Origin of the sequence: Pantoea sp. EA-12 (genome assembly GCF_030053355.1) — a bacterium.
GTDB lineage: Bacteria > Pseudomonadota > Gammaproteobacteria > Enterobacterales > Enterobacteriaceae > Pantoea > Pantoea vagans_C.
This window is the reverse complement of sequence record NZ_JASGBY010000003.1, coordinates 352,903-375,942: the sequence shown is the minus strand read 5'-3', so window position 1 is coordinate 375,942 and position 23,040 is coordinate 352,903. Positions and strand designations below refer to the sequence as shown.

The 23,040-nt window shown below is 55.4% G+C and carries 18 protein-coding genes and 2 tRNA genes; 14 read left to right on the top strand and 6 right to left on the bottom strand.

Translation table 11 applies throughout. The annotated features are described in order from the left end of the window. The first annotated feature begins 104 nt into the window (after positions 1-104). Genes fepD through QMZ30_RS06910 form a run of 3 tightly spaced genes read left to right on the top strand, consistent with a single transcriptional unit; the run spans position 105 to position 2,868 of the window. Entirely contained in the window at positions 105-1,094 is a 990-nt protein-coding gene (fepD, locus tag QMZ30_RS06920; RefSeq protein ID WP_283226825.1) for a Fe(3+)-siderophore ABC transporter permease, read from the top strand. Next, positions 1,091-2,074, top strand: a complete 984-nt coding sequence (gene fepG, locus QMZ30_RS06915) for an iron-enterobactin ABC transporter permease (protein ID WP_283226824.1) — start codon at positions 1,091-1,093, stop codon at positions 2,072-2,074. Before fepD ends, fepG begins: the two co-directional genes overlap by 4 nt. Next, positions 2,071-2,868 carry an ATP-binding cassette domain-containing protein gene (locus tag QMZ30_RS06910; RefSeq protein WP_283226823.1) on the top strand — a complete coding sequence of 266 codons (798 nt, stop codon included), beginning with the start codon at positions 2,071-2,073 and terminating at the stop codon, positions 2,866-2,868. The genes fepG and QMZ30_RS06910 overlap by 4 nt, the downstream gene beginning before the upstream one ends. Before the next feature lie 62 nt (positions 2,869-2,930). On the opposite strand, the gene QMZ30_RS06905 is transcribed toward QMZ30_RS06910, so the two are convergent. Both QMZ30_RS06905 and fes read right to left on the bottom strand, forming a co-directional pair. After that, complete coding sequence (locus QMZ30_RS06905; RefSeq protein WP_283226822.1) at positions 2,931-6,845, bottom strand: enterobactin synthase subunit F; 3,915 nt, start codon at positions 6,843-6,845, stop codon at positions 2,931-2,933. 33 nt (positions 6,846-6,878) lie between these two features. Then, a complete protein-coding gene (fes, locus tag QMZ30_RS06900) occupies positions 6,879-8,090 on the bottom strand; it encodes an enterochelin esterase (protein ID WP_283226821.1) in 1,212 nt (403 codons plus the stop codon). Between the two features lie 260 nt (positions 8,091-8,350). Here fes and QMZ30_RS06895 point away from each other — a divergent pair, with 260 nt between their 5' ends. After that, on the top strand, positions 8,351-10,624 hold the full coding sequence (locus tag QMZ30_RS06895; RefSeq protein WP_283226820.1) for a TonB-dependent siderophore receptor: 2,274 nt from the start codon (positions 8,351-8,353) through the stop codon (positions 10,622-10,624). Here QMZ30_RS06895 and pmrB read toward each other — a convergent pair. From pmrB to dacB, 3 genes are read right to left on the bottom strand one after another with little or no spacing between them, the layout of a single operon-like run. Continuing rightward, positions 10,621-11,679, bottom strand: coding sequence for a two-component system sensor histidine kinase PmrB (pmrB, locus tag QMZ30_RS06890; RefSeq protein WP_283226819.1), 1,059 nt, complete (start codon positions 11,677-11,679; stop codon positions 10,621-10,623). The two genes, QMZ30_RS06895 and pmrB, sit on opposite strands and share 4 nt — an antisense overlap. Then, positions 11,676-12,338: a two-component system response regulator PmrA gene (gene pmrA / locus QMZ30_RS06885; RefSeq protein WP_283226818.1), complete on the bottom strand. Its 663-nt coding sequence runs from the start codon at positions 12,336-12,338 to the stop codon at positions 11,676-11,678. The genes pmrB and pmrA overlap by 4 nt, the downstream gene beginning before the upstream one ends. Then, complete coding sequence (gene dacB, locus QMZ30_RS06880) at positions 12,338-13,771, bottom strand: serine-type D-Ala-D-Ala carboxypeptidase (protein ID WP_039327547.1); 1,434 nt, start codon at positions 13,769-13,771, stop codon at positions 12,338-12,340. Before dacB ends, pmrA begins: the two co-directional genes overlap by 1 nt. 246 nt (positions 13,772-14,017) lie before the next feature. On the opposite strand from dacB, the gene greA reads away from it, so the two are divergent. After that, positions 14,018-14,494, top strand: coding sequence for a transcription elongation factor GreA (gene greA / locus QMZ30_RS06875; RefSeq protein ID WP_039327550.1), 477 nt, complete (start codon positions 14,018-14,020; stop codon positions 14,492-14,494). Positions 14,495-14,621: 127 nt separating this feature from the next. Here greA and yhbY read toward each other — a convergent pair whose 3' ends face one another. Next, complete coding sequence (yhbY, locus tag QMZ30_RS06870) at positions 14,622-14,915, bottom strand: ribosome assembly RNA-binding protein YhbY (RefSeq protein ID WP_034826542.1); 294 nt, start codon at positions 14,913-14,915, stop codon at positions 14,622-14,624. A gap of 126 nt (positions 14,916-15,041) precedes the next feature. Here yhbY and rlmE point away from each other — a divergent pair, with 126 nt between their 5' ends. From rlmE to nusA, 9 genes are all read left to right on the top strand, one after another. Beyond that, positions 15,042-15,671: a 23S rRNA (uridine(2552)-2'-O)-methyltransferase RlmE gene (gene rlmE / locus QMZ30_RS06865; protein ID WP_034826540.1), complete on the top strand. Its 630-nt coding sequence runs from the start codon at positions 15,042-15,044 to the stop codon at positions 15,669-15,671. A 173-nt stretch (positions 15,672-15,844) separates the two neighbouring features. After that, positions 15,845-17,776, top strand: a complete 1,932-nt coding sequence (gene ftsH, locus QMZ30_RS06860; RefSeq protein WP_039327554.1) for an ATP-dependent zinc metalloprotease FtsH — start codon at positions 15,845-15,847, stop codon at positions 17,774-17,776. A gap of 77 nt (positions 17,777-17,853) precedes the next feature. Next, positions 17,854-18,687 carry a dihydropteroate synthase gene (gene folP / locus QMZ30_RS06855; protein ID WP_058972700.1) on the top strand — a complete coding sequence of 278 codons (834 nt, stop codon included), beginning with the start codon at positions 17,854-17,856 and terminating at the stop codon, positions 18,685-18,687. A 4-nt stretch (positions 18,688-18,691) separates the two neighbouring features. Continuing rightward, on the top strand, positions 18,692-20,026 hold the full coding sequence (glmM, locus tag QMZ30_RS06850; RefSeq protein WP_039327558.1) for a phosphoglucosamine mutase: 1,335 nt from the start codon (positions 18,692-18,694) through the stop codon (positions 20,024-20,026). A 217-nt stretch (positions 20,027-20,243) separates the two neighbouring features. Continuing rightward, positions 20,244-20,579, top strand: a complete 336-nt coding sequence (gene secG, locus QMZ30_RS06845) for a preprotein translocase subunit SecG (RefSeq protein ID WP_039327559.1) — start codon at positions 20,244-20,246, stop codon at positions 20,577-20,579. 47 nt (positions 20,580-20,626) lie between these two features. Then, positions 20,627-20,713: transfer RNA gene (locus QMZ30_RS06840), tRNA-Leu, on the top strand. Positions 20,714-20,772: 59 nt separating this feature from the next. After that, positions 20,773-20,849, top strand: a tRNA-Met gene (locus QMZ30_RS06835). 212 nt (positions 20,850-21,061) lie between these two features. Next, a complete protein-coding gene (gene rimP / locus QMZ30_RS06830) occupies positions 21,062-21,514 on the top strand; it encodes a ribosome maturation factor RimP (protein WP_039327562.1) in 453 nt (150 codons plus the stop codon). Between the two features lie 24 nt (positions 21,515-21,538). After that, a complete protein-coding gene (gene nusA / locus QMZ30_RS06825) occupies positions 21,539-23,026 on the top strand; it encodes a transcription termination factor NusA (protein WP_283226817.1) in 1,488 nt (495 codons plus the stop codon). Positions 23,027-23,040: the final 14 nt, after the last annotated feature.

Sequence of the window (23,040 nt, the reverse complement as noted above, 5' to 3'; positions counted from 1 at the left end):
CGCGAGGCGAGTCATGGTAACATAGGCAAACGCGAGTAATAACGATAACCATTATCAAATTGCGTTGCGCATGCGACGACGTTGAACAGTGAAGGTTTAGAACGATGCGCCAGTTCCGTGCATTAGCAGGCTCAGGGATTCTGCTCATGCTCCTCATCGCGCTCAGCTTAATGCTGGGGGCCAAATCAATACCGCTTACCGATGTCTACCATTCGCTGACCTCCAGCTGTAACAGCGCAGAGTGTGTGATTGTGCGCGACGCGCGCTTGCCGCGAACGCTGGCTGGGCTACTCGCTGGGGTGGCGCTGGGGCTGGCGGGGGCCTTGATGCAAAGCCTGACGCGTAATCCATTGGCCGATCCCGGCATTCTAGGGGTGAATGCCGGTGCCGGCTTTGCCGTGGTGATTGGCATTGCGCTGTTTGGCGCCGATTCGCCGCTCGACTGGCTCGGATTTGCTTTTGCCGGCGCGTTACTGGCCTCGCTGCTGGTGGCGATGACCGGTGCGATTGGCGGTGGGCGCGTCAATCCGGTGCGCCTGACGTTAGCTGGCGTGGCGCTGGGCGCGGTGCTGGATGGCCTGACATCGGGCCTGTCACTACTCAATCCTGATATTTATGACCATCTGCGTTTCTGGCACAGCGGCTCACTGGATATCCGCAACTTTGAAGTGCTGCGCACTTTGTTCCCGGCGGTGCTCGTCGGTGGCGTGATGGCGATTTGTCTGTCGCAGGCGTTGAACAGCTTGAGCATGGGCGGTGATATGGCAACGGCACTCGGGACGCGCGTGGCGCGTACGCAGCTGTTGGGGTTGCTGGCTATCGCACTGTTGTGCGGAGCGGCAACGGCTGCAGTGGGCCCGATTGCCTTTATCGGTCTGATGACACCGCATTTTGCCCGCTGGCTGGTGGGTAACGATCACCGCTGGATGCTGCCGGCCACAGCGATCATCACCCCGGTTCTGCTGCTGGCGGCGGATATTCTGGGCCGCTTGCTGGTGGCAGGTGAACTGCGTGTCTCGATTGTCACCGCAATGCTGGGCGCTCCCGTCCTGATTGTGCTGGTGCGTCGTCAACTCGGGCGAGGTGGCTTATGACGCGCCGTGTTCTGCTGCATACCACGTGGTTGACCCTGACCTGCTTGCTGCTGGCTTATCTGGCAATGACGCGCGGCGCATTACCGATCGGCGCAGAACAGTTCTGGCAGGTGCTGCTGGGGGAAGGAGCCAGCAACGTGAAGCTGATCGTGCTGGAGTGGCGACTGCCGCGCGTGCTGATGGCGCTGCTGATTGGCGCGGCCCTCGGCGTGAGCGGTGCCATTTTCCAGTCTTTACTGCGCAATCCCCTCGGCAGCCCGGATATTCTTGGCTTTAACACCGGTGCCTACAGCGGCGTATTGGTGGCGTTGGTGCTATTCAATCAGGGCATCGCGGCCATGACTGGCGCGGCGCTGGTGGGCGGGATCGGCACTGCGGCGCTGGTGTACCTGCTTGCCTGGCGCAACGGTGTTGAAACCTTCCGCCTGATTATTGTTGGCATTAGCGTGCGCGCGTTACTGATGGCGCTCAATGCCTGGCTCATTATCAGTGCCTCACTGGAATCGGCGCTGAGTGCCGGTTTATGGAGCGCGGGTTCGCTGAACGGCATCACCTGGGCAAAAACACCGCCCGTGATTGTGGTGCTGTTGTTGTCACTGTTGTTGATGGCGTTGCTGACGCGCCGGATGCGCCTGCTGGAGATGGGCGATGACACGGCCAGCGCCCTCGGCGTGCCCGTCGAGCGCAGCCGCATGTGGCTGATGCTGATTGGCGTGGTGTTGACGGCAGCGTCAACGGCGTTGGTGGGACCGATCTCCTTTGTGGCGTTACTGGCTCCGCAGATTGCACGCCGGCTGGGCGGCGGCGAGAAAGGTGCTTTGCTGCTGGCATCACTGTGTGGGGCATTGCTACTGATTGCCGCAGATTTTGCCGCACAGCATCTGTTCCTGCCTTATCAATTACCGGTTGGCGTGATCACCGTCAGCCTGGGTGGACTCTATCTGATTGCGTTACTGGTGCGGGAGGCGCGACGCCAATGATCGATATTCCTTCACGTCTGTATGGCGAAGGCCTGACGCTCGGTTATGACAAAAAAGTGGTGGCGGAAAATTTGTCGGTGGCGATCCCGGAAGGGGAGCTGACGGTGATTATCGGCCCCAACGCCTGTGGTAAATCGACGTTATTACGTACGTTAAGCCGTCTCAATGCTCCGCTAAAAGGCGAAGTGTATTTAGACGGTGAGGCGATTGCGCGCTACCCCACCAAAGAGGTGGCAAGACGGTTAGGACTGCTGCCGCAGAGTTCCAACGCGCCTGCGGGCATCAGTGTGACGGAGTTGGTGGCGCGTGGACGCTATCCGCACCAACCGCTGTTTGGGCGCTGGCGGACTGAAGATGAAGAGGCGGTACAGCAGGCGATGCGCGCTACCGGCGTCGCCGATCTGGCGCAGCAGCCGGTGGATACTTTATCCGGTGGTCAACGTCAGCGCGTGTGGATTGCCATGGTGCTGGCCCAGCAAACGCCTCTGCTGCTGCTGGACGAGCCGACCACCTGGCTGGATATCACCCATCAGATTGAGCTGCTGGAGTTGATGCAGGAGTTGAATCAGCAGCATGGTCGTACGCTGGTGGTGGTGTTGCACGATCTGAACCACGCCTGTCGTTACGCCACGCATTTGATTGCCATGCGTCACGGCAAGATTATCGCCGAAGGTAAGCCCGCGGAGATTGTCACGCCCGCATTGATTGAGCAGGTGTATGGTTTGCGCTGCGTGATTGTGGACGATCCGGTGGCGCATACGCCAATGATTGTGCCGCTGGGGCGAGGCAGGTAATCAGGGCGGCATCAATGCCGCCCCTACGTGTAGGGTTCGCATTGATGCGCACCTGGTGCCAATTACCCCAAAATCCGCTGTAACAATGGCCCAATCTGCTCGAACATCTGCGGCGAAATAATCTCCACATGCGCACAATCCATTGGCCATACGTCTAGTTCACCCACATACGGTGCCCAGGCGCGACGTGCATCCTGGCCTGGCTGCTGCGTTTTTTCAGCCAGGAACAGCGTGGCACGACCATTGAAACGGGCGCTGCGCGCAGTCGCCAGCAGGCGAACTGAACTGGCGTAGTTGGCTTCGATGGTATCGAACATCGCACGCATCTCTTCCCCGGCCTGATGGCGCTGCGCCGCGATAAATTGCTCACGCTCGCGATTCACCTCGTCCAGCACGGCCGGATCCAGCACGTTCTCGCCGCGTTTCTCATCCCAGTTCTGCGTTTCCGGCGGCCAGGTGTCGAGCAGGCCGAGGAAGGCCACCTCTTCACCCGCTGCTTCAAGACGTGCAGCGATGCCTTGTGCCAGGGTTCCGCCCAGAGAATAGCCCAGGAAGTAGTAAGGCCCGTGCGGTTGCACCTCACGTAGCGTGCGCAGGTGGGCTTCACATACGTCGTCGAGATGCGCGCTCTGGTTCAACGGGCTTTCGGTATCCGGTGACTGAATCCCCACCAGCGACCAGCGCTGATCAAGATAGCGTTGCAGAATACTAAACTGCCAGGCAAAGCCAGATGCCGGATGGAAACAGAACAGCGTTGGCCCGTTGCTCTGACGCAGTGGCAGCACGGCTTCAAAGCCCGCCTGCTGATGCGAATGCGCATCGCTGAGCAAACGCGCCAGTTTCTCCACGGTTGAGGCCACCATAATCTGCCCCACCGACACCGGCTGTTGCAGTTCACGGCGCAGCTGTGCGGCTAAGCGCATGGCCAGCAATGAGTGTCCGCCCAGGGCAAAGAAATCATCCTGCGCACTGACGCTTTCGCGTGCCAGCAGCTGGCAGAAGGCTTGCGCCAACTGGGTTTCTAATCCGGCATGCGGTTCGCGTCCCATGCTCTCTGCCGCATTTTGCGGTAACGGCAGCGCTTTGCGATCCAGTTTTCCATTGCTGCTGAGCGGGAAGGCATCAAGCTGCACAATCGCCACCGGCACCATATGGGCGGGCAGACGTTGCGCCAACGCTTCGCGCAGTGCTTCACCATCAACAGGTTGCGCGGCAATCACGTAACCCACCAACTGACGCGCATCACCGCCTTGCGCCGCGCTGCCGCCCAACACCACGGCATGCGTCACCGCCTGCTCAATGCCGGGCTGAGCACTCAACACATGGTCGATTTCATTAAGTTCGATGCGCTGACCGCGAATCTTCAGCTGATCATCGCTGCGGCCGAGGTATTCCACTGCGCCGTTCTCCAGCCAACGAGCAACATCGCCAGTGAGGTACATACGCTCACCTGTGGCAAAAGGATCGGCGATAAAGCGGCTGGCTGTCAGGTCTGGACGGCCGAGATAGCCATGCGCTAACTGTACGCCAGTGAGGTAAAGATCACCGGCGACACCCGGTGGCACTGGCTGCATGCGTGCGTCGAGAATACGCAATCCGGTATTCCACACCGGGAAACCAATTGGCACGCTGGCACCTTCTACTGCCGCCAGCGCCTCACCAAAGGCCGGATACCAGCTGACATCCACCGCTGCTTCGGTTGGGCCATACAGGTTGTGCAGCGGTACATGCGTCAGCTTTTCCCACTCGCGTGACAGATCGGTCGGCAGGGCTTCACCACTGCAGAAAACATTACGCAAGCTGGTACAGCAGGCGATGGCGGCCGGTGTATCCAGGGCCGCGACAAAGGCCGCCAGCATCGAGGGTACGAAATGCGTGGTGGTGACTTTGTAGCGGGCAAACAGTTGCTGCAGCGCTTCAGGATCGCGGTGCGCCTCAGGCGGAGCCATCACCAACTGCGCGCCGACCAGCAGCGGCCAGAAGAACTCCCATACGGAGACGTCGAAGCTGCTCGGCGTTTTCTGTAGCACCACGTCGTCGGCTTGCAGCGGGTAGCGATCCTGCATCCATAGCAGGCGATTGACGATGGCCTCATGCCCCACCAGCACGCCTTTTGGACGGCCCGTTGAACCCGAGGTGTAGATGATGTAAGCCCCGCCCTGCGGTGTCGGCGCACTGGCAGGTTGCGGAGCATCCGTGTGGGCGTAGAGCGCATCAAAATGCAGCTGATTAACCGTGGCGATGGCCTGGAAACGTGCGCTGAGTTCAGCTGAGGTAATCAACGTTTTCGGTGCGGCGTCTTCCAGCATCAGCTGTAAACGCTCGTCAGGATAACCGGTATCAAGTGGCAGATAGGCTGCACCCAGCGAAACAATCGCCTGAAGCGCCAATGAAAGCTGCACCGAACGGGGCAGCGCCACCGCCACGATATCGCCGCGCTGCACACCGGCGGCACGCAGATCGTCCGCCAGCGCGAACAGTTGCTGCTGCATTTCGCGGTAGCTGAGTTGATGCACGACATCCGCCAGCGCCGGCGCATCCGGAGTACGCTCAACCTGTTGTGCCAGCAATGAAGCCAGGGTTTCTGCGGGGACAGGATGTGCCGTCTGATTAATGCCAGCAATTTGCGCATGTTCTTCGACGGTCAGCAGATCAAGTTCACCCAACGGGCGCAGCGGCTGCTCGGCAAGCTGCTTCAGCAGCAAGTCAAAGCGGCTGGTATGACGGTGCAGCGTGGATTCGCTGTAACGTTGCGCATTGGCCAGCAGTTCCAGCGTCAGTTCACCTTGTTCACTGATATAGATAGCGATCTCCAGATCGCGTACCGGGCCAGAGGCCAACTGATGCGTCATCCCCTCTACGCCGGCAAAATCGAGTTGGTAATCAAACATCTTGAGATTGATCACTGGGCCGTACAGCGGATCGCCATCGCCCAATCGGCCGAGGTCACGCTGTACCTGCTCGGCATCATAGCGCTGGTGGCGGCGCATTTTCTTCACTTCACCCGCCAGTTGCGCTGCCAGCGCGGCGATTGGTTGAGTCGGATCGTAATGCACCGCCATCGGCAGCACATTGATCACCGGGCCCGTAGCGCACAGTGCGGCAGAACCAATGCGTCGCATAAAGATGAAGCCGGCGGCGAAGTCGTTCTGACCACTGAGTCGCGCGAGCCACAGCGCAACCAGGGCAAAGGCTAAATCAGCGGCGCTGGATTGCGGATGCTGGTTGACCAAGGTCTGAAAAGTGGCGCGATCGAGCGTGACGCTATGACGCAGGATATCGGTGGTGGCGCTTTGCCCGGCCAGTGGCAACGGCGACAGGGACGCGGGTGAGGGCAGTGCGGCCCCTTTCTCCCGCCAGAAATCGCGGTCACGCGTGAAGGATGAGGATTCCTGATAGCGCTGATACTCTTCAACCACTTCGCTAAACGGAATAAACGGGGTAGGTTCGGCATCCTGTTGCTGAACGGCGGCGCTGTAGAGGTTGGCAATGCGGCGCGTGATGGCGGTAAAGCTGAAACCATCCACTACCAAATGATGGTAGCGCTGATACCAGAACCAGTGCTGATCGCCAATGCGATACAGGCAGTGATGCCACAGTTTAGCCCCGCTCAACACGCGCAAATCACCGTTCATATCTTCACGCATTAATGCGCGGGCTTTGGCGGCAGCATCGGCTTCATCGCGCAAATCCACAATCTGCGGTGCGCTGAACGTTTGCGGCTGTGCCCATTGCAATGCTTCACCTTCAACTTCGCCAAACGCCATGTTGAGCGTATCGGCTTCCTGCATGCCTGCCACGATGGCTTGTGCTAACAAGGCGCTGTTAATCGCACCCTGTAATTCAACAAAGTGCGCCACGGCATAGGCGTTGTGGTGTTGAGTCAGCTGATCGGCAATCCAGATGCCGGGCTGTGCCGCCACCAGCGGCAGAGTGTGTTGGTCAGTCATGGTTTTGTTCATCAGAGATTCAGACATCGTTGCTCCGGTTTGCGTCCTGCGTGAGGAAATTTAAGTCGGATTGCGCCACAGAGCTTGCAGACCGTCGAGCAGCCCACCGCGCCAACATAGCGCGTCGTGACCGCCCTCAACCGGTTGATAATTCACCTGGTAACCGGCAGCAGTAAGTTGTTGTTCTAATTGTTGATTGGCTTGCAGAATCAGGCCTTCTCGTTTGCCTGCTTCCAGCCAGAAACGTAGCGGGTATTGGGGCGCTAAGCCGCCATCTAATGCCTGTAACAGCCAGCCGTGCGGATTGCCACGTTCCGGCCACCAGAACGACCCGGAGAGGCTCAGCGCGTTGCCGAAAGTCTCCGGGAAATGCAGTGCGGCGAACACCGATGCCAGCCCACCGAAGCTTTGTCCGGCCACCAGCGTGCTGTCTGCCTGCTGGCGATACGGCGCCCATGCAGCGACCTGTGGCAGTAACTCCTGCTGCATGGCCTGCCAGAATTGCGGGTTGCAGGGCAATTCCCGGCTGCGGTGTTCGCGGTCAATGATGTCGATAAACAGATAGACCGCGGCGGGCAATTTGCCGCTGTCCGTGAGCTGTTGCAGCGGGCCAGCAATCGGCATTTGGTTGGCCCAGAATTGCCCATCCAGCAGGATCGCCAGCGGACGCTGTGCGGGTTCTGACGCGCCGGTGGTGTAAATCCAGACCTTACGGCTGTTGCCTAACAGTGCGCTATCCCACTGATATTGTTCTAGAGATATCTCAGGCGCGCTGCCATCGTCCACCGATTGCCAGATTTGCTGATTCGGCGCCTGCGGCAAGTGCAGTGGAGAAACGCCCATACCGCGTCCACCGGCCCAGCTACGCAGTTTATTCAGCGGATCGGCCTTCGCCGTGGGGAATTTTTCCCGCCACCAGTTACGCAGGTTGTACATGTCGGCTTCGCCGGAGAAATCCGTGGCATGCTCATCGGGCATCAGGCAGTAGCTGCCGCGCCAGTTGGCTGGAAGGGCAGTTTGCCAGTACCACACATCAGTCCCCGTGACGCGCACCAGTGATTGTGGCGGACGCTTTTGATGATGATCGGTCACGCCGGTGATGTTGATCCACACGCGCTGCGTCACCGATGCTTTTTCACTGCCTTGCGGGTCGCGCCAGAAGAAGGTCACCAGACAGGTGCCATCCGGTTGTGGCTCGATGCGTGGAATGCCTTGAGATTGTTGCTCCTGCCACCAGGCTTCGCTACCGGTTACATCATTTCGCCAGGTCATAGGGGCTGCCAATTACTGTAGGGAAAGATTTACATAAGATTAATGATTAATACTATTGATAACTATTTGCATTTGCAATAGGGTGTTTCCGCTCAAAAAGAGCACGCGCGTTCCGCCTGGCTCTTTCCTTCCTGGAAGGTTATGCAACGGATAGCACTGCCAGGTCTGGAACTGGGCGCGATTAGGACAGGGATATTCTCACCGGCTCGCCAGCCAAGAATCCAACGAGATTTTTGTTGGCCATCCAGGAATGAAAAAAAATGACGCGTTACTCAAAACTATCATTAGCTATTTTGATTGAACTGGGGCTCAGCGCCTCACTGCTCTCCGGCAGCGCCTGGGCAGCAGACACTTCCAGCAAGACGACCAGCAGCCAATCTACCGCCGACGCCGAATCCATGAACGGCGGCACCTTAATGGTGACGGCCCAGCAGCAAAACCTACAGGCACCCGGCGTGTCGACCATCACCGCTGATGAAATTAAAAAGCATCCGCCGGCGCGTGACGTCTCAGAAATCATTCGCACCATGCCAGGCGTGAACCTCACCGGTAACTCTACCAGCGGCCAGCGCGGTAACAATCGTCAGATTGATATTCGCGGCATGGGCCCGGAAAACACCCTGATTATGGTGGATGGCATGCCGATCACCAGCCGCAACTCAGTGCGTTTAGGCTGGCGTGGCGAGCGTGATACGCGCGGCGATACCAACTGGGTGCCACCAGAGATGATCGACCACATTGACGTGATCCGTGGTCCGGCTGCAGTACGCTACGGTAACGGCGCGGCGGGTGGCGTGGTGAATATCATCACTAAAAAATACACTGACCAGCAGTGGCACGGTTCCTGGAACACCTACCTCAATGCGCCTGAGCATAAATCGGAAGGGTCGACCAAGCGCACTAACTTCAGTCTTGAAGGGCCGCTGGGTGACGATGTTAACTTCCGTCTGTACGGTGGCTTGGCCAAAACGCAGGCCGATGCCTACGACATCAACGAAGGCCATGCTGCCGATCGTACCGGTACGTATGCGGGCAGCTATCCATCGGGCCGTGAAGGGTCGGTGAACAAAGATATCAACGCTTTGCTGAGCTGGAAGTTTGCCCCGATGCAAACCCTGGAGCTGCAAGCGGGTTACAGCCGTCAGGGCAACCTGTACGCGGGCGATACCCAAAACACCAACACCAGCGCGCTGGTCAAGAGTCTGTACGGCGACGAAACTAACCGCCTGTATCGTCAGAATATCTCGTTGAAATGGACGGGTGCGTGGGATAATGGTGTCAGCACCAATACCTATGCGCGTTACGAGAAAACCCGTAACACCCGCATTAACGAAGGTCTGGCGGGCGGCACCGAGGGCATCTTCTCTAACGATGGTTTCAATACCATTCAGTTAGACGACATCTTGCTGCACAGTGAAGTCAGCATTCCATTCGAGTGGTTGATTAATCAGACAGCCACACTGGGGACTGAATGGAACCAGCAGAGCATGAAGGATCCTTCTTCCACCACTCAGGCAGCGAACTACGGTTCCGTGCCGGGCGTGTCGAATACCGGTCGTAGCCCTTATTCGCAGGCGGAAATCTTCTCGCTGTTTGCAGAAGACAACATGGAGCTGACCGACAGCACCATGCTGACGCCAAGCCTGCGCTTCGATCATCACTCGATCGTCGGCAATAACTGGAGCCCGTCTCTGAACCTGTCGCAAGGTTTAGGTGATGACTTCACGCTGAAGATGGGTGCTGGCCTGGCGTACAAAGCGCCAAGCTTGTACCAGACCAACCCGAACTACCTGCTGTACAGCAACGGTCAGGGTTGTGCAGCCAGTACCGGTGCCTGTTATCTGCAGGGTAACCCAGACCTGAAAGCCGAAAACAGTTTCAACAAAGAGATTGGGCTGGAGTGGAAACACGAAGGTTATCAGGCCGGTCTGACCTGGTTCCGTAACGATTACCGCAACAAGATTGAAGCGGGTTACGCGCCAGTGGGTAAAGCCTCGAACGGCACCACAGATATCTATAAATGGGAAAACGTGCCGAAAGCGGTCGTCGAAGGACTGGAAGGTACAGTTAACGTGCCGTTCTCTGATAGCGTGATGTGGAATAACAACTTCACCTACATGCTGCAGAGTAAAAACAAGGAAACCGGCGATCGTCTGTCAGTAATCCCGGAATACACCCTGAACTCGACGCTAAGCTGGCAAGCCACGCAGGATCTGTCGCTGCAAACCACCCTGACCTGGTACGGTACGCAGACGCCGAAGAAGTATGACTACAAAGGCCAACCGGTGACGGGCAGTGCAACCGATAAAGTCGCGCCTTACTCGATTATCGGCTTGAGCGGCACTTACGATATCAATAAGTACGCCAGCGTGACCTTGGGTATCGACAACCTGTTTGATAAGCGTCACTTCCGTGAAGGTAATGCGCAAACCACCGGTAACGCTACCACGGGCGCTTACCTGTACGGTGCGGGTGCCAATACCTACAACGAATCAGGCCGTACCTATTACGTCGGCCTGAATACCCACTTCTAAAGTAGTTGATGCGGTAAATAGCAGCGGGCAATCAGCCCGCTGCTGTCTTGACGATTCACCAGCTCCAGCCTGCCACGGTGCATTTGCACGATGCGCAACACGATATTCAGGCCCAAGCCACTGCCGCCATAGCGCTGATCGCGGCGACGAAACGCCTGCGTCAACTCTTCCGCCGCATCGGCATCAATACCCGGCCCCTGATCCCAGACTTCGATAATCACCTGCTGCTTGTCCTGCTGCATTTTCACCTTAACCTCGCTGCCCTCGGGGCTGTAACGCGAAGCGTTTTCTAACAGGTTACGCAACATCAGGCGCAGCAACACGGCTTCTCCCTGCTGCGGGATATCTTTGCCTTGCGGCCAAAGCAGAGTTTGCTGGCGCTGCTCATACAGCTCAGCCATTTCGGGTTGCAGCGGCTGCATAATGTCTTTTTGCCACTGCAACTGCTGATAGTGGCCACCGGCCAGCGCCTGTCCGGCGCGTGACAGCATCAGCAACTGTTCAACGGTGTGCATCAGTTGGTCGATGCGCTCAATCAGCATGTCGCTTTGTGGCACCTTCTGCTGATGCAACAACTCCAGATGCAGGCGTAAACCCGCCAGGGGCGTGCGAAGCTCGTGTGCGGCATCGGCGGTGAACAGCCTTTCCTGTTGGAGTGTGTGATCAAGTCTTGAAAATAGCTGATTGATTGATGAGGTCACTGCAACGATCTCATCCATCTCGGAATAGATCGGCAGCGGCGTGAGATTATCGGCAGAACGATGGGCGAGACTGTCTTGCAGCAAACGCAGCGGGCGAATAATCCAGTTGATGGCCCAGAACGAGAGCAGCAGCGTCAGCGCAATCATCACCAGCGAGGGTAACAGCAGCGAGGCGATGGCTTCGCGGATCTCATTTTCTACGCGATCGTTACGCGCCTGCGCTGAGAGGGTTTCATTCACCAGGAAGCTGATTTGTTCACGGCTTTCATGCCATAACCAGATGGCGCTCATCACCTGGCAGGTGAGGAGAATCAGCGCCAGCATAATCAGTAACCGCTGACGCATGCTATTCATTCGCGCACTTCCAGACGGTAACCCACGCCGCGTACGGTTTTGATGCGATCTTTCCCGAGTTTGCGACGTAAATTGTGAATATGAACTTCCAGAGTGTTGGATCCGGGATCGTCATTCCAGCTGTAAAGATCCTGCTGCAGCGTTTCACGATGTACGTTTTGCCCCACGCGCATCAATAAACGGGTCAGCAGCGCGAACTCTTTTGGCGTGATCTCAAGTGGGCGCTCTTCCAGCAGCACCTGTTGTGAACTCAGGTTCAGGGTGAGATCCCCCTGTTGCAGCAGGTTGTCACTGTGGCCCTGGAAGCGACGAATCAGCGCACGTACGCGCGCCTGCAACTCCACCAGGGCAAAAGGCTTCACCAGGTAATCATCGGCACCGGCATCCAGGCCATCAACCCGGTCTTCCAGCGCGTCGCGGGCGGTGAGGATCAGTACTGGCACACTGATGCCTTCCCGCCGCCATTGCCGCAGCAGCGTGGCACCATCGCGATCCGGCAAGCCCAGATCCAACACGATCAGGCTGTACTGGCCACTGCGGAGAAACGCGTTGCTTTCTGCCGCCGTACTGGCGCAGTCAACGGCGTATCCTTGTGCGCTGAGGGCCTGAGCCAGGCCCGATTGCAACAGCGCGTCATCTTCAACAATCAGCAGTTTCATTAGTTGTTTTTGTTGATATCCGAGTAGAGGCGGCTTTCAAAGCGTACCAGAGGAATGCGCCGCGTTTTCTGATCTTCCGGCGGCACGGCATAGCCAGAAAGATACTGCACAAAGGCCACGCGTGCACCGCTGGAGGTGGTAATAAATCCAGCCAGATTATAGACGCCCTGTAGCGAACCGGTTTTGGCAGAGACTTTGCCATCCAGACCCGCTTCATGCAGGCCACCACGATACTGCAGCGTGCCGTCGTAGCCCGCTAATGGCAGCATCGAAATGTAGTTCAGCGTCGAATCGTTTTTCGCGATGTACTGCAACACCTGCATCATGGTGTCGGGCGCGATCAAATCGTGACGCGATAAACCCGAACCATCGACCTGAATACTGTTGCCCAGATCAACGCCGGCTTTTTCGCGCAGGATACGGCGTACCGCATCAGAACCGGCGCGGAAGGTGCCTGGGACGTTGAAATAGTGATGCCCAATAGTGCGGAACACGGTATCGGCAATCATGTTGTCTGATTTCTTCAGCATGGTGTGCAACAGATTGTGCAGCGGTGCAGATTGCGTTGACGCCAGCACGGTACCTGGTGCGGTGACTAAAGGCTGTCGAACTAAATGACCGCTGTAATCGATATCCGCGGCACGCAGCTCAGCTTTGAGGATTTCTCCTGCCCATGCGGCTCCATCCTGCACGGCGAAGGCCAACGGCAGTGGCTCGGCACGCTGACGCATACAACCTGTCAGGGTATAGCGATTAAGCTCGCCAGGCACGACATCCAGCTCACAGTACTGCCCATCACCGCTGTTACGGCCGATGGTGCGCACCTGGCTAAACATATGCGCTGGATAATACGAGGCGATACGCACAAAGGCGTTTTCGCCTGGCGTGTTGGCGCTGTAAAGCGAGACCGAGAAACAGTTTTTATCGACAATGGCAGCACCTGGCGGGGCACTGAAGCACTGCGTCAGGTCATTCCACGGCCAACCAGGTGCCATATCGTGGCTGGCAAACACCGACGTATCGATGACCAGATTGCCTTTAATATGGTTAATGCCCTGTTTTTTCAGCGCAGCGACCATGTTGCGCAGATCCTGTCGACTGAGCGTCGGATCGCCGCCAAAACGCGCGACTAAATCGCCATTAAGCGTGCCATCACTGACCGCGCCTTTGGTTTCCATGGTGGTCTGAAAACGGAAGTCCGGTCCCAGTTCCAACAATGCGGCCAGCGCGGTAATCACCTTCATGGTACTGGCCGGCAGTGCCATCTGTTTGCCGTGATAGTCGATTATCGGGGTTGATGCGCCCACTTTTTGTACCATCAGCGCCAGGTTTGCGCCGTCTGGCAAATACTGCATGTATTCTTCAACGGGGGCTGCTTGTGCCTGCAGCATAAACGCACAGGTTAATCCGGTAACAAGTCGTGAAAATCGCATAATCTCGCGGTAACTAGCGGGTGAAGGCGTCAATACTACGTCCCGAGGCGGTGCAAAGTAAACGATGACCCACAGGGAACTCTGGGGTAAAATACGTATCAAAATGCAAAACCGAACCTGACCCGGAAAGCTTTCCGGGTCAGGCTTCTTTTGCTTGTGAAAAGAGGTAACGCGCCGCAGAAGCTGTTTTCTGCTGTCACCGGTCAGGATGACGCCGTTAACCAGGACAGATGACGAGGAGCCAAAATGAATCAGATTCCGATGACGTTGAAAGGCGCTGAGAAGCTGCGCGAAGAGCTGAACGAACTGAAGTCCGTTAAGCGTCCGCGTATTATCGCCTCCATCGCCGAAGCCCGTGAGCACGGCGATTTGAAAGAGAATGCCGAATACCACGCGGCACGCGAAGAGCAGGGCTTTTGTGAAGGGCGCATTCAGGAGATTGAAGCCAAACTCTCGAATGCACAGGTCATTGATGTGACTGCCATGCCAAAAACCGGCCGTGTGATTTTCGGTGCGACGGTCACCGTGTTGAATGTCGATACCGACGAAGAGTTTACCTACCGCATCGTGGGTGATGACGAGGCTGACTTTAAGCAGAATCTCATCTCAGTGAACTCGCCAATGGCGCGGGGTTTGGTGGGAAAAGAAGCGGATGACGTCGCAATCGTGAAGACACCGGGTGGCGATGTGGAATATGAAGTCTTAAAGGTGGAATACCTTTAAGATATTGCTACGCTTTGAAATGTGTAGCCGCATATTGTAAAGAAAGGAAAAAGGCCGCATCGCGGCCTTTTATCCCATGCAGGAGCATGGCACTTTCTCTGCCCGTTATGGCAGCCTTACGGCTTCATTAACGTGGCAGAGTAATTTTGCGCTCTTTTGCAGGGCGATACAGCACCAGCGTATTGCCGATGACCTGTACGTTACACGCTTTAGTTTCACGTACGATTGCGTCAACGATCAGCTGCTTGGTCTCACGATCTTCCGAGGCAATTTTTACCTTGATCAATTCGTGATGCTCGAGCGCCAGTTCGATTTCGGCGAGCACGCCTTCGGTCAGGCCATTACCGCCCAGCATGACAACGGGCTTAAGGGGATGGGCCAGGCCTTTCAGGTGCTGTTTTTGTTTGGTACTCAGATTCATCGTATTTTTTACTTACTCAGGGATTGAAAACGGTTCATTCTACCGCCATCTCGTGTATATCGCCAAATCAACGCAACCCATTGCGGACTGATTTATCGCTACGATGAAGATTTAACTGGAAAAATTATGACGGGTAAAAAGCGTTCGGCCAGTTCCAGTCGCTGGCTACAGGAACACTTTAGCGATAAATATGTGCTGCAGGCACAGAAAAAGGGGTTGCGTTCGCGCGCCTGGTTTAAACTTGATGAAATTCAGCAGGGTGACAAGCTTTTCAAACCCGGTATGACAGTGGTAGATCTAGGTGCTGCACCCGGCGGTTGGTCGCAATATGCGGTACAACAGATTGGATCGAATGGTCGTATCATTGCCTGCGATTTGCTGCCGATGGACCCTATCGTCGGTGTCGATTTCTTGCAGGGCGACTTTCGTGAAGAAGCGGTGTTAAACGCTTTGCTGGAACGTGTCGGTGACCAAAAGGTTCAAGTTGTTATGTCTGACATGGCACCGAACATGAGTGGTACACCTGCGGTTGATATTCCACGATCAATGTATTTGGTAGAGTTGGCGCTGGAAATGTGTCGAGATATCCTGGCACCTGGCGGCAGTTTTGTAGTGAAAGTGTTTCAGGGAGATGGCTTCGAGGAATACCTGCGGGAAATTCGCTCCCTATTTACGAAAGTGAAAATTCGTAAGCCAGACGCTTCTCGTTTACGTTCACGTGAAGTGTATATTGTGGCGACAGGGCGCAAACTATAGCCCTCGGTACTGGAATCAAAGCAAGGCGAACTGCGTTTACTCTGATGTGTAATTCTGAGTTTCAGTGGAAAGCAGTAAAATCATCAGCGCCGCGATTCCAGGTCTGAAGGATATATAGTACCCTACGCTGTCTGTTAACACCGTTGTAATATGAGGTTAATCCCTTGAGTGACATGGCGAAAAACCTGATTCTCTGGTTAGTCATCGCGGTCGTGCTGATGTCTGTCTTCCAGAGCTTTGGGCCCAGCGAGTCGAATGGCCGTAGGGTTGATTATTCAACCTTCCTGTCAGAAGTGAACCAGGATCAGGTCCGCGAGGCACGTATTAACGGGCGTGAGATTAACGTTGTCAAAAAAGACAGTAATAAATATACGACTTACATTCCTGTCAACGATCCTAAGTTGCTTGATAACCTCTTGACCAAAAACGTCAAAGTGATTGGCGAACCACCAGAAGAGCCAAGCCTGCTGGCTTCCATCTTCATCTCCTGGTTCCCAATGCTGCTGTTGATTGGCGTTTGGATCTTCTTTATGCGGCAGATGCAGGGCGGCGGTGGCAAAGGCGCGATGTCCTTTGGCAAGAGTAAAGCCCGCATGCTGACCGAAGACCAGATCAAGACCACTTTTGCTGATGTCGCAGGTTGTGATGAAGCAAAAGAAGAAGTCGGTGAACTGGTTGAATACCTGCGTGAGCCAAGCCGCTTCCAGAAACTGGGTGGTAAGATTCCGAAAGGCGTCCTGATGGTGGGCCCACCGGGTACCGGTAAAACGTTGCTGGCGAAAGCGATCGCTGGCGAAGCGAAAGTGCCTTTCTTTACCATCTCCGGTTCTGACTTCGTAGAAATGTTTGTCGGTGTCGGTGCATCTCGTGTGCGTGATATGTTCGAACAAGCGAAGAAAGCTGCGCCGTGCATTATCTTCATCGATGAAATCGATGCGGTGGGCCGTCAGCGTGGTGCCGGTTTGGGTGGTGGTCACGATGAACGTGAGCAGACGCTGAACCAAATGCTGGTCGAAATGGATGGCTTCGAAGGTAATGAAGGCATCATCGTGATCGCGGCAACTAACCGTCCAGACGTACTTGACCCTGCGCTGCTGCGTCCAGGTCGTTTTGACCGTCAGGTTGTGGTCGGTCTGCCAGACGTTCGCGGTCGTGAACAGATCTTGAAAGTGCATATGCGTCGTGTGCCGCTGGCAACTGACATTGATGCAGCCATCATCGCACGTGGTACGCCGGGCTTCTCGGGTGCTGACCTCGCTAACCTCGTCAACGAAGCAGCGCTGTTTGCTGCACGTGGCAACAAGCGTGTGGTCTCGATGGTTGAGTTTGAAAAAGCGAAAGACAAAATCATGATGGGTGCGGAACGTCGCTCCATGGTGATGACGGAAGCGCAAAAAGAATCAACCGCTTATCATGAAGCTGGCCATGCGATTATTGGTCGCCTGGTACCGGAACACGATCCGGTGCACAAAGTGACCATTATTCCTCGCGGCCGTGCTTTGGGTGTGACCTTCTTCCTGCCTGAAGGTGACGCAATCAGCGCCAGCCGTCAGAAACTGGAAAGCCAGATCTCTACGCTGTACGGTGGTCGTCTTGCTGAAGAGATCATTTATGGTGCAGAGCACGTCTCTACAGGTGCGTCTAACGACATCAAAGTGGCGACCAACCTGGCACGCAACATGGTCACGCAGTGGGGCTTCAACGAGAAATTGGGTCCGTTGCTGTACGCTGAAGAAGAAGGCGAAGTGTTCCTGGGCCGTTCAGTGGCGAAGGCTAAACACATGTCTGATGAAACAGCGCGTATCATCGACCAGGAAGTTAAACACCTGATCGACAGCAACTACCAGCGTGCTCGCGTTCTGTTGGGTGAGAATATGGATATCCTTCATGCGATGAAAGATGCGCTGATGAAGTATGAAACCATTGACGCACCGCAGATCGATGACCTGATGGCGCGCCGTGAAGTTCGTCCACCTGCGGGTTGGGATGACTCCGGCAACAGCAGCTCTTCAGACAACAATGGCACGCCAAAGGCGCCACGTCCGGTTGATGAACCGCGTACGCCGAATCCAGGCAATACCATGTCAGAGCAGCTCGACAAATAAGAGGCGTTTAACCTCAGCAAAAACCCCGGCCGGTCCGGGGTTTTTTACATTTAGTGATTCCCAAGGAGATTTCCGCCATGAAGTTGTACGCCCGTGATTCCCATCTCGATCTGTCGTTTCCCCATGTGATGGGTATTTTGAATGTCACGCCGGACTCTTTCTCTGATGGTGGAACGCATAACACGCTGGTGGACGCGCTGACGCATACCAATGAGATGGTGAATGCCGGTGCCACCATTATCGATGTGGGCGGCGAATCAACGCGACCTGGTGCGGATGAGGTGAGTGTTGAGGAAGAACTGGCACGTGTGATTCCGGTGGTGGAGGCCATTGCCCAGCGCTTCGAGGTCTGGATCTCGGTTGATACCTCCAAACCAGAAGTCATCCGTGAATCTGCGCGAGTGGGTGCTCACATCATTAATGACATTCGTTCACTCTCTGAGCCGGGTGCATTGGCTGCTGCGGCAGAGACCGGGCTGCCGGTGTGCCTGATGCACATGCAGGGTGAGCCGCGGACTATGCAGCAGGCACCGGAATATAACGATATCGTGAGCGAAGTGGACGCTTACTTCACCACGCAGATTGCGCGCTGTGAAGCTGCAGGCATTAAAAAAGAAAATCTGTTACTCGACCCTGGCTTCGGTTTCGGTAAGAATCTCAACCACAATTATCAACTGCTGGCCGAACTCAGCCATTTCCACCACTTTGGTTTGCCGCTGTTGGTGGGGATGTCGCGTAAGTCGATGATTGGCCAGTTGTTAAATGTCGGTCCGGCGCAGCGCCTGACCGGTAGCCTGAGCTGTGCGGTGATTGCCGCGATGCAGGGGGCACAAATTATTCGCGTTCATGATGTGAAAGAGACTGTCGAAGCGATGCGCGTCGTCGAAGCGACACGGAGAGCAAAAGGATAAAGGCATGAGTAATCGTAAATATTTCGGTACAGATGGCATCCGTGGCAAAGTAGGCGAAGCGCCTATTACACCTGACTTTGTACTGAAGCTGGGCTTCGCGGCCGGAAAAGTGCTGGCACGTTCTGGCTCTAAGAAAGTATTGATAGGTAAAGACACGCGTATTTCCGGTTATATGCTGGAGTCCGCGTTGGAAGCAGGACTTGCCGCGGCAGGCCTGTCTGCGGCCTTTACCGGCCCAATGCCAACGCCTGCCATTGCTTATCTGACGCGAACTTTCCGTGCTGAGGCTGGCATTGTGATCTCGGCATCGCATAACCCGTTCGATGACAACGGCATTAAATTCTTCTCTGCTGAAGGCACCAAACTGCCGGATGAAGTCGAAGAAGCCATTGAGCTGGAACTTGAGAAGCCACTGACCTGCGTGGAATCAGCCGAACTGGGTCGTGCGAGCCGCATTGTCGATGCTGCCGGTCGCTACATTGAGTTCTGCAAAGGCACTTTCCCCAGTGAGCTGAGCCTCAACAGTTTGAAGATTGTGGTGGACTGCGCCAACGGGGCGACTTACCACATCGCCCCAAATGTGCTGCGTGAACTGGGTGCCAAAGTCATTGCCATCGGCGTGCAGCCTGATGGCATGAACATTAACAAAGAGTGCGGTGCCACCGATCTGCGCATGCTGCAACAGCGCGTACTGGATGAGAAAGCCGATCTCGGTCTGGCCTATGACGGTGACGGCGACCGCATCATGATGGTTGACCATTTAGGTGAGAAGGTCGATGGCGATCAGATCCTCTACATCATTGCACGCGAGGCACTGCGTCAGGGTCAGCTGCGCGGCGGTGTGGTGGGCACGTTGATGAGCAACATGGGTCTGGAACTGGCGTTGAAGCAGTTAGGCATTCCGTTTACCCGTGCCAAAGTCGGTGACCGCTATGTGCTGGAGAAAATGCAGGAGAAGGGCTGGCGCATGGGCGCTGAAAACTCCGGGCATGTGATTTTGCTCGACAAAATCAGCACTGGCGACGGGATCGTTGCCAGTTTGCAAGTACTCACTGCGATTGTACGCAATCACATGAGCCTGCACGACTTGTGCAGTGGGATGAAAATGTTGCCTCAGGTGCTGGTCAATGTGCGTTTTACGGGCAGCCATGATCCTCTGGAGAGTGACAGCGTGAAAGCCGTGACAGCGGAAGTAGAAAAGACGCTGGCGGGAAGAGGGCGCGTGCTGCTGCGTAAATCGGGCACAGAGCCACTGATTCGCGTGATGGTGGAAGGTGAAGACGAGAAGCTGGTGACTGAACTCGCGCACAAAATTGCCGATGCGGTGAAAGCCGTATAACGCCACGCCAGGCGGAGAGGCTGTGGCCTTTCCGCCTGTAAAATCACCATGATGGCGCTTTTTTCCGCAATCAATAAAGTTCGTGTAAATTGCACTTGCAGAGGTATGCACCATTGGTTAGTATTCACACCCGCTTCTGATGGGTGATGACGATACTCCCCGTCAATATTGGTGAAGCTTTAACTGTGCAGATAACGCGCAAGGAATCAGGTTGATGATGTACGAAGCTCTGTTAGTTGTTTTCCTTATTGTAGCGATTGGCCTCGTAGGTCTGATCATGCTGCAGCAAGGCAAAGGCGCTGATATGGGAGCCTCATTCGGTGCAGGCGCCTCTGGTACACTGTTCGGTTCAACCGGGTCTGGTAACTTTATGACTCGTATGACCGCTGTGCTGGCGACCTTGTTCTTCATTATCAGTCTGGTTCTGGGCAATCTGAACACCAACAAGTCTTCTAAAGGAAGCGAGTGGGAAAACCTCACTGCGCCGGCTCAGTCTCAACAACAGACTCAGCCAGCTAAACCGGCCACGCCGGGCAATGACATCCCACAGTAATATCGTCAACGCTTAAAGCGGCAATACAACGTCGCAGTCAGTGCAGTACCGAGGTGGTGAAATTGGTAGACACGCTACCTTGAGGTGGTAGTGCTCGAAAGGGCTTACGGGTTCAAGTCCCGTCCTCGGTACCAAATCTCAGTAAAACTTGCTTTTTTCGCAAGATCGGCGTAATATTCGCCACGTTTTCGGACGCGGGGTGGAGCAGCCTGGTAGCTCGTCGGGCTCATAACCCGAAGGTCGTCGGTTCAAATCCGGCCCCCGCAACCACTTTCCCTTAGAGTTCTTTTTCAAATATACTGTATGCATCGACGGACGCATCCTCAGTGAGTTTTTGAAAAAAATTCTTTTGGATTATGTGCCGAAGCCGCCATGCGGCGTACAGGGTCCAGTCACAAAAAGCCCCGAATTTTCGGGGTTTTTTGTTATCAGGAATCGCAACACTGGGCTATAGGCCCTTTTTTTATGTCTTGGGGGTGGGCTTGTCCACATTAGAGCAAAAATTGACTGATTTGATCACCGCTCCAGTAGAAGCGCTTGGCTACGAATTGGTCGGTATCGAATTCGTTCGCGGTCGCACATCGACTTTGCGCATCTATATTGATAGTGAAGACGGTATCAATGTTGATGATTGTGCCGATGTTAGCCACCAGGTCAGCGCTGTAATGGATGTGGAAGATCCGATTACTGTCGCTTACAACCTTGAAGTTTCCTCGCCAGGTCTCGAGCGTCCTCTTTTCACTGCTGAACACTATACTCGTTTCGTCGGTGATGAAGTGAGCGTGGTGCTGCGTATGGCCGTACAGAACCGCCGTAAATGGCAGGGCATCATCAAGTCTGTTGAGGGCGAGATGATCACGGTGACCGTTGAGGGTAACGATGAAGTGTTCGCGCTGAGCAACATTCAGAAAGCGAACCTGGTCCCCCACTTTTAAAAGTCCGGATTGAGGCTAACCAGGATGAACAAAGAGATCTTAGCTGTAGTAGAAGCCGTTTCTAACGAAAAAGCCCTGCCGCGTGAGAAAATCTTCGAAGCGCTGGAGAGCGCTTTGGCCACTGCGACCAAAAAGAAGTATGAGCAAGAGATCGAAGTGCGCGTCAGCATTGACCGCCGCAGCGGCGATTTCGATACTTTCCGTCGCTGGCAGATTGTTGAAGAAGTCACTCAGCCGACCCGTGAGATTACGCTGGATGCCGCTCGCTTCGAAGATGAAGCGTTCAATCTGGGCGAATACGTTGAAGATCAGATCGAATCTGTGACCTTCGACCGCATCACTACGCAAACCGCGAAGCAGGTTATCGTGCAGAAAGTGCGCGAAGCTGAGCGCGCGATGGTGGTTGATCAGTTCCGTCAGCACGAAGGTGAGATCATCACCGGCGTGGTGAAAAAAGTGAACCGCGATAGCATTTCACTGGACCTCGGCAGCAATGCTGAAGCTGTGATTGGTCGTGAAGACATGCTGCCACGTGAAAACTTCCGCCCAGGCGACCGTATTCGCGGTGTGTTGTATGCCGTGCGTCCAGAAGCACGTGGCGCGCAGCTGTTTGTGACCCGTTCTAAGCCGGAAATGCTGATCGAGCTGTTCCGCATTGAAGTACCAGAAATCGGCGAAGAAGTTATCGAGATCAAAGCGGCAGCGCGCGATCCGGGTTCACGTGCGAAAATCGCTGTGAAGACCAACGATAAACGTATCGATCCAGTGGGTGCTTGTGTCGGTATGCGCGGTGCGCGTGTGCAGGCTGTTTCAAGCGAACTGGGCGGTGAGCGTATCGACATTGTGCTGTGGGACGATAACCCAGCGCAGTTCGTGATTAACGCCATGGCGCCAGCCGATGTGGCGTCTATCGTGGTGGATGAAGACAATCACACCATGGATATCGCGGTTGAAGCCGGGAATCTGGCTCAAGCGATCGGCCGTAACGGCCAAAACGTGCGTCTGGCTTCCCAACTGAGTGGCTGGGAACTGAACGTGATGACCGTCGATGATCTGCAGGCTAAGCATCAGGCTGAAGCCCACGCAGCGATCGATATGTTCACCAAACATCTCGACATCGACGAAGAGTTCGCCACCGTTCTGGTGGAAGAGGGCTTCTCTTCGCTGGAAGAATTGGCTTATGTGCCAATCAACGAGCTGCTGGAAATCGACGGCCTCGACGAAGAGACCATTGAAGCCCTGCGTGAACGAGCAAAAAATGCGTTAACCACCCTGGCATTAGCGAAAGAAGAGAGCCTTGGTAATCAGGAGCCCGCTGAGGATCTTCTGAATCTTGAGGGCTTAGATCGCACGCTGGCGTATCGCCTGGCGTCTAAAGGCGTTTGCACGCTGGAAGATCTCGCTGAGCAAGGTGTTGACGATCTGACAGATATTGAAGGGCTGGATGATGAGAAAGCCGGTGCGCTGATCATGGCTGCACGTAATATCTGCTGGTTCGGCGATGACGCGTAATAACAGGAAGGAAC

Bases quoted from the DNA above. Each gene is read 5' to 3' on its own strand.
- fepD (WP_283226825.1), top strand. From the start codon at position 105: ATGCGCCAGTTCCGTGCATTAGCAGGCTCAGGGATTCTGCTCATGCTC.
- fepG (WP_283226824.1), top strand. From the start codon at position 1,091: ATGACGCGCCGTGTTCTGCTGCATACCACGTGGTTGACCCTGACCTGC.
- QMZ30_RS06910 (WP_283226823.1), top strand. From the start codon at position 2,071: ATGATCGATATTCCTTCACGTCTGTATGGCGAAGGCCTGACGCTCGGT.
- QMZ30_RS06905 (WP_283226822.1), bottom strand. From the start codon at position 6,845: ATGTCTGAATCTCTGATGAACAAAACCATGACTGACCAACACACTCTG.
- fes (WP_283226821.1), bottom strand. From the start codon at position 8,090: ATGACCTGGCGAAATGATGTAACCGGTAGCGAAGCCTGGTGGCAGGAG.
- QMZ30_RS06895 (WP_283226820.1), top strand. From the start codon at position 8,351: ATGACGCGTTACTCAAAACTATCATTAGCTATTTTGATTGAACTGGGG.
- pmrB (WP_283226819.1), bottom strand. From the start codon at position 11,679: ATGAATAGCATGCGTCAGCGGTTACTGATTATGCTGGCGCTGATTCTC.
- pmrA (WP_283226818.1), bottom strand. From the start codon at position 12,338: ATGAAACTGCTGATTGTTGAAGATGACGCGCTGTTGCAATCGGGCCTG.
- dacB (WP_039327547.1), bottom strand. From the start codon at position 13,771: ATGCGATTTTCACGACTTGTTACCGGATTAACCTGTGCGTTTATGCTG.
- greA (WP_039327550.1), top strand. From the start codon at position 14,018: ATGAATCAGATTCCGATGACGTTGAAAGGCGCTGAGAAGCTGCGCGAA.
- yhbY (WP_034826542.1), bottom strand. From the start codon at position 14,915: ATGAATCTGAGTACCAAACAAAAACAGCACCTGAAAGGCCTGGCCCAT.
- rlmE (WP_034826540.1), top strand. From the start codon at position 15,042: ATGACGGGTAAAAAGCGTTCGGCCAGTTCCAGTCGCTGGCTACAGGAA.
- ftsH (WP_039327554.1), top strand. From the start codon at position 15,845: ATGGCGAAAAACCTGATTCTCTGGTTAGTCATCGCGGTCGTGCTGATG.
- folP (WP_058972700.1), top strand. From the start codon at position 17,854: ATGAAGTTGTACGCCCGTGATTCCCATCTCGATCTGTCGTTTCCCCAT.
- glmM (WP_039327558.1), top strand. From the start codon at position 18,692: ATGAGTAATCGTAAATATTTCGGTACAGATGGCATCCGTGGCAAAGTA.
- secG (WP_039327559.1), top strand. From the start codon at position 20,244: ATGTACGAAGCTCTGTTAGTTGTTTTCCTTATTGTAGCGATTGGCCTC.
- nusA (WP_283226817.1), top strand. From the start codon at position 21,539: ATGAACAAAGAGATCTTAGCTGTAGTAGAAGCCGTTTCTAACGAAAAA.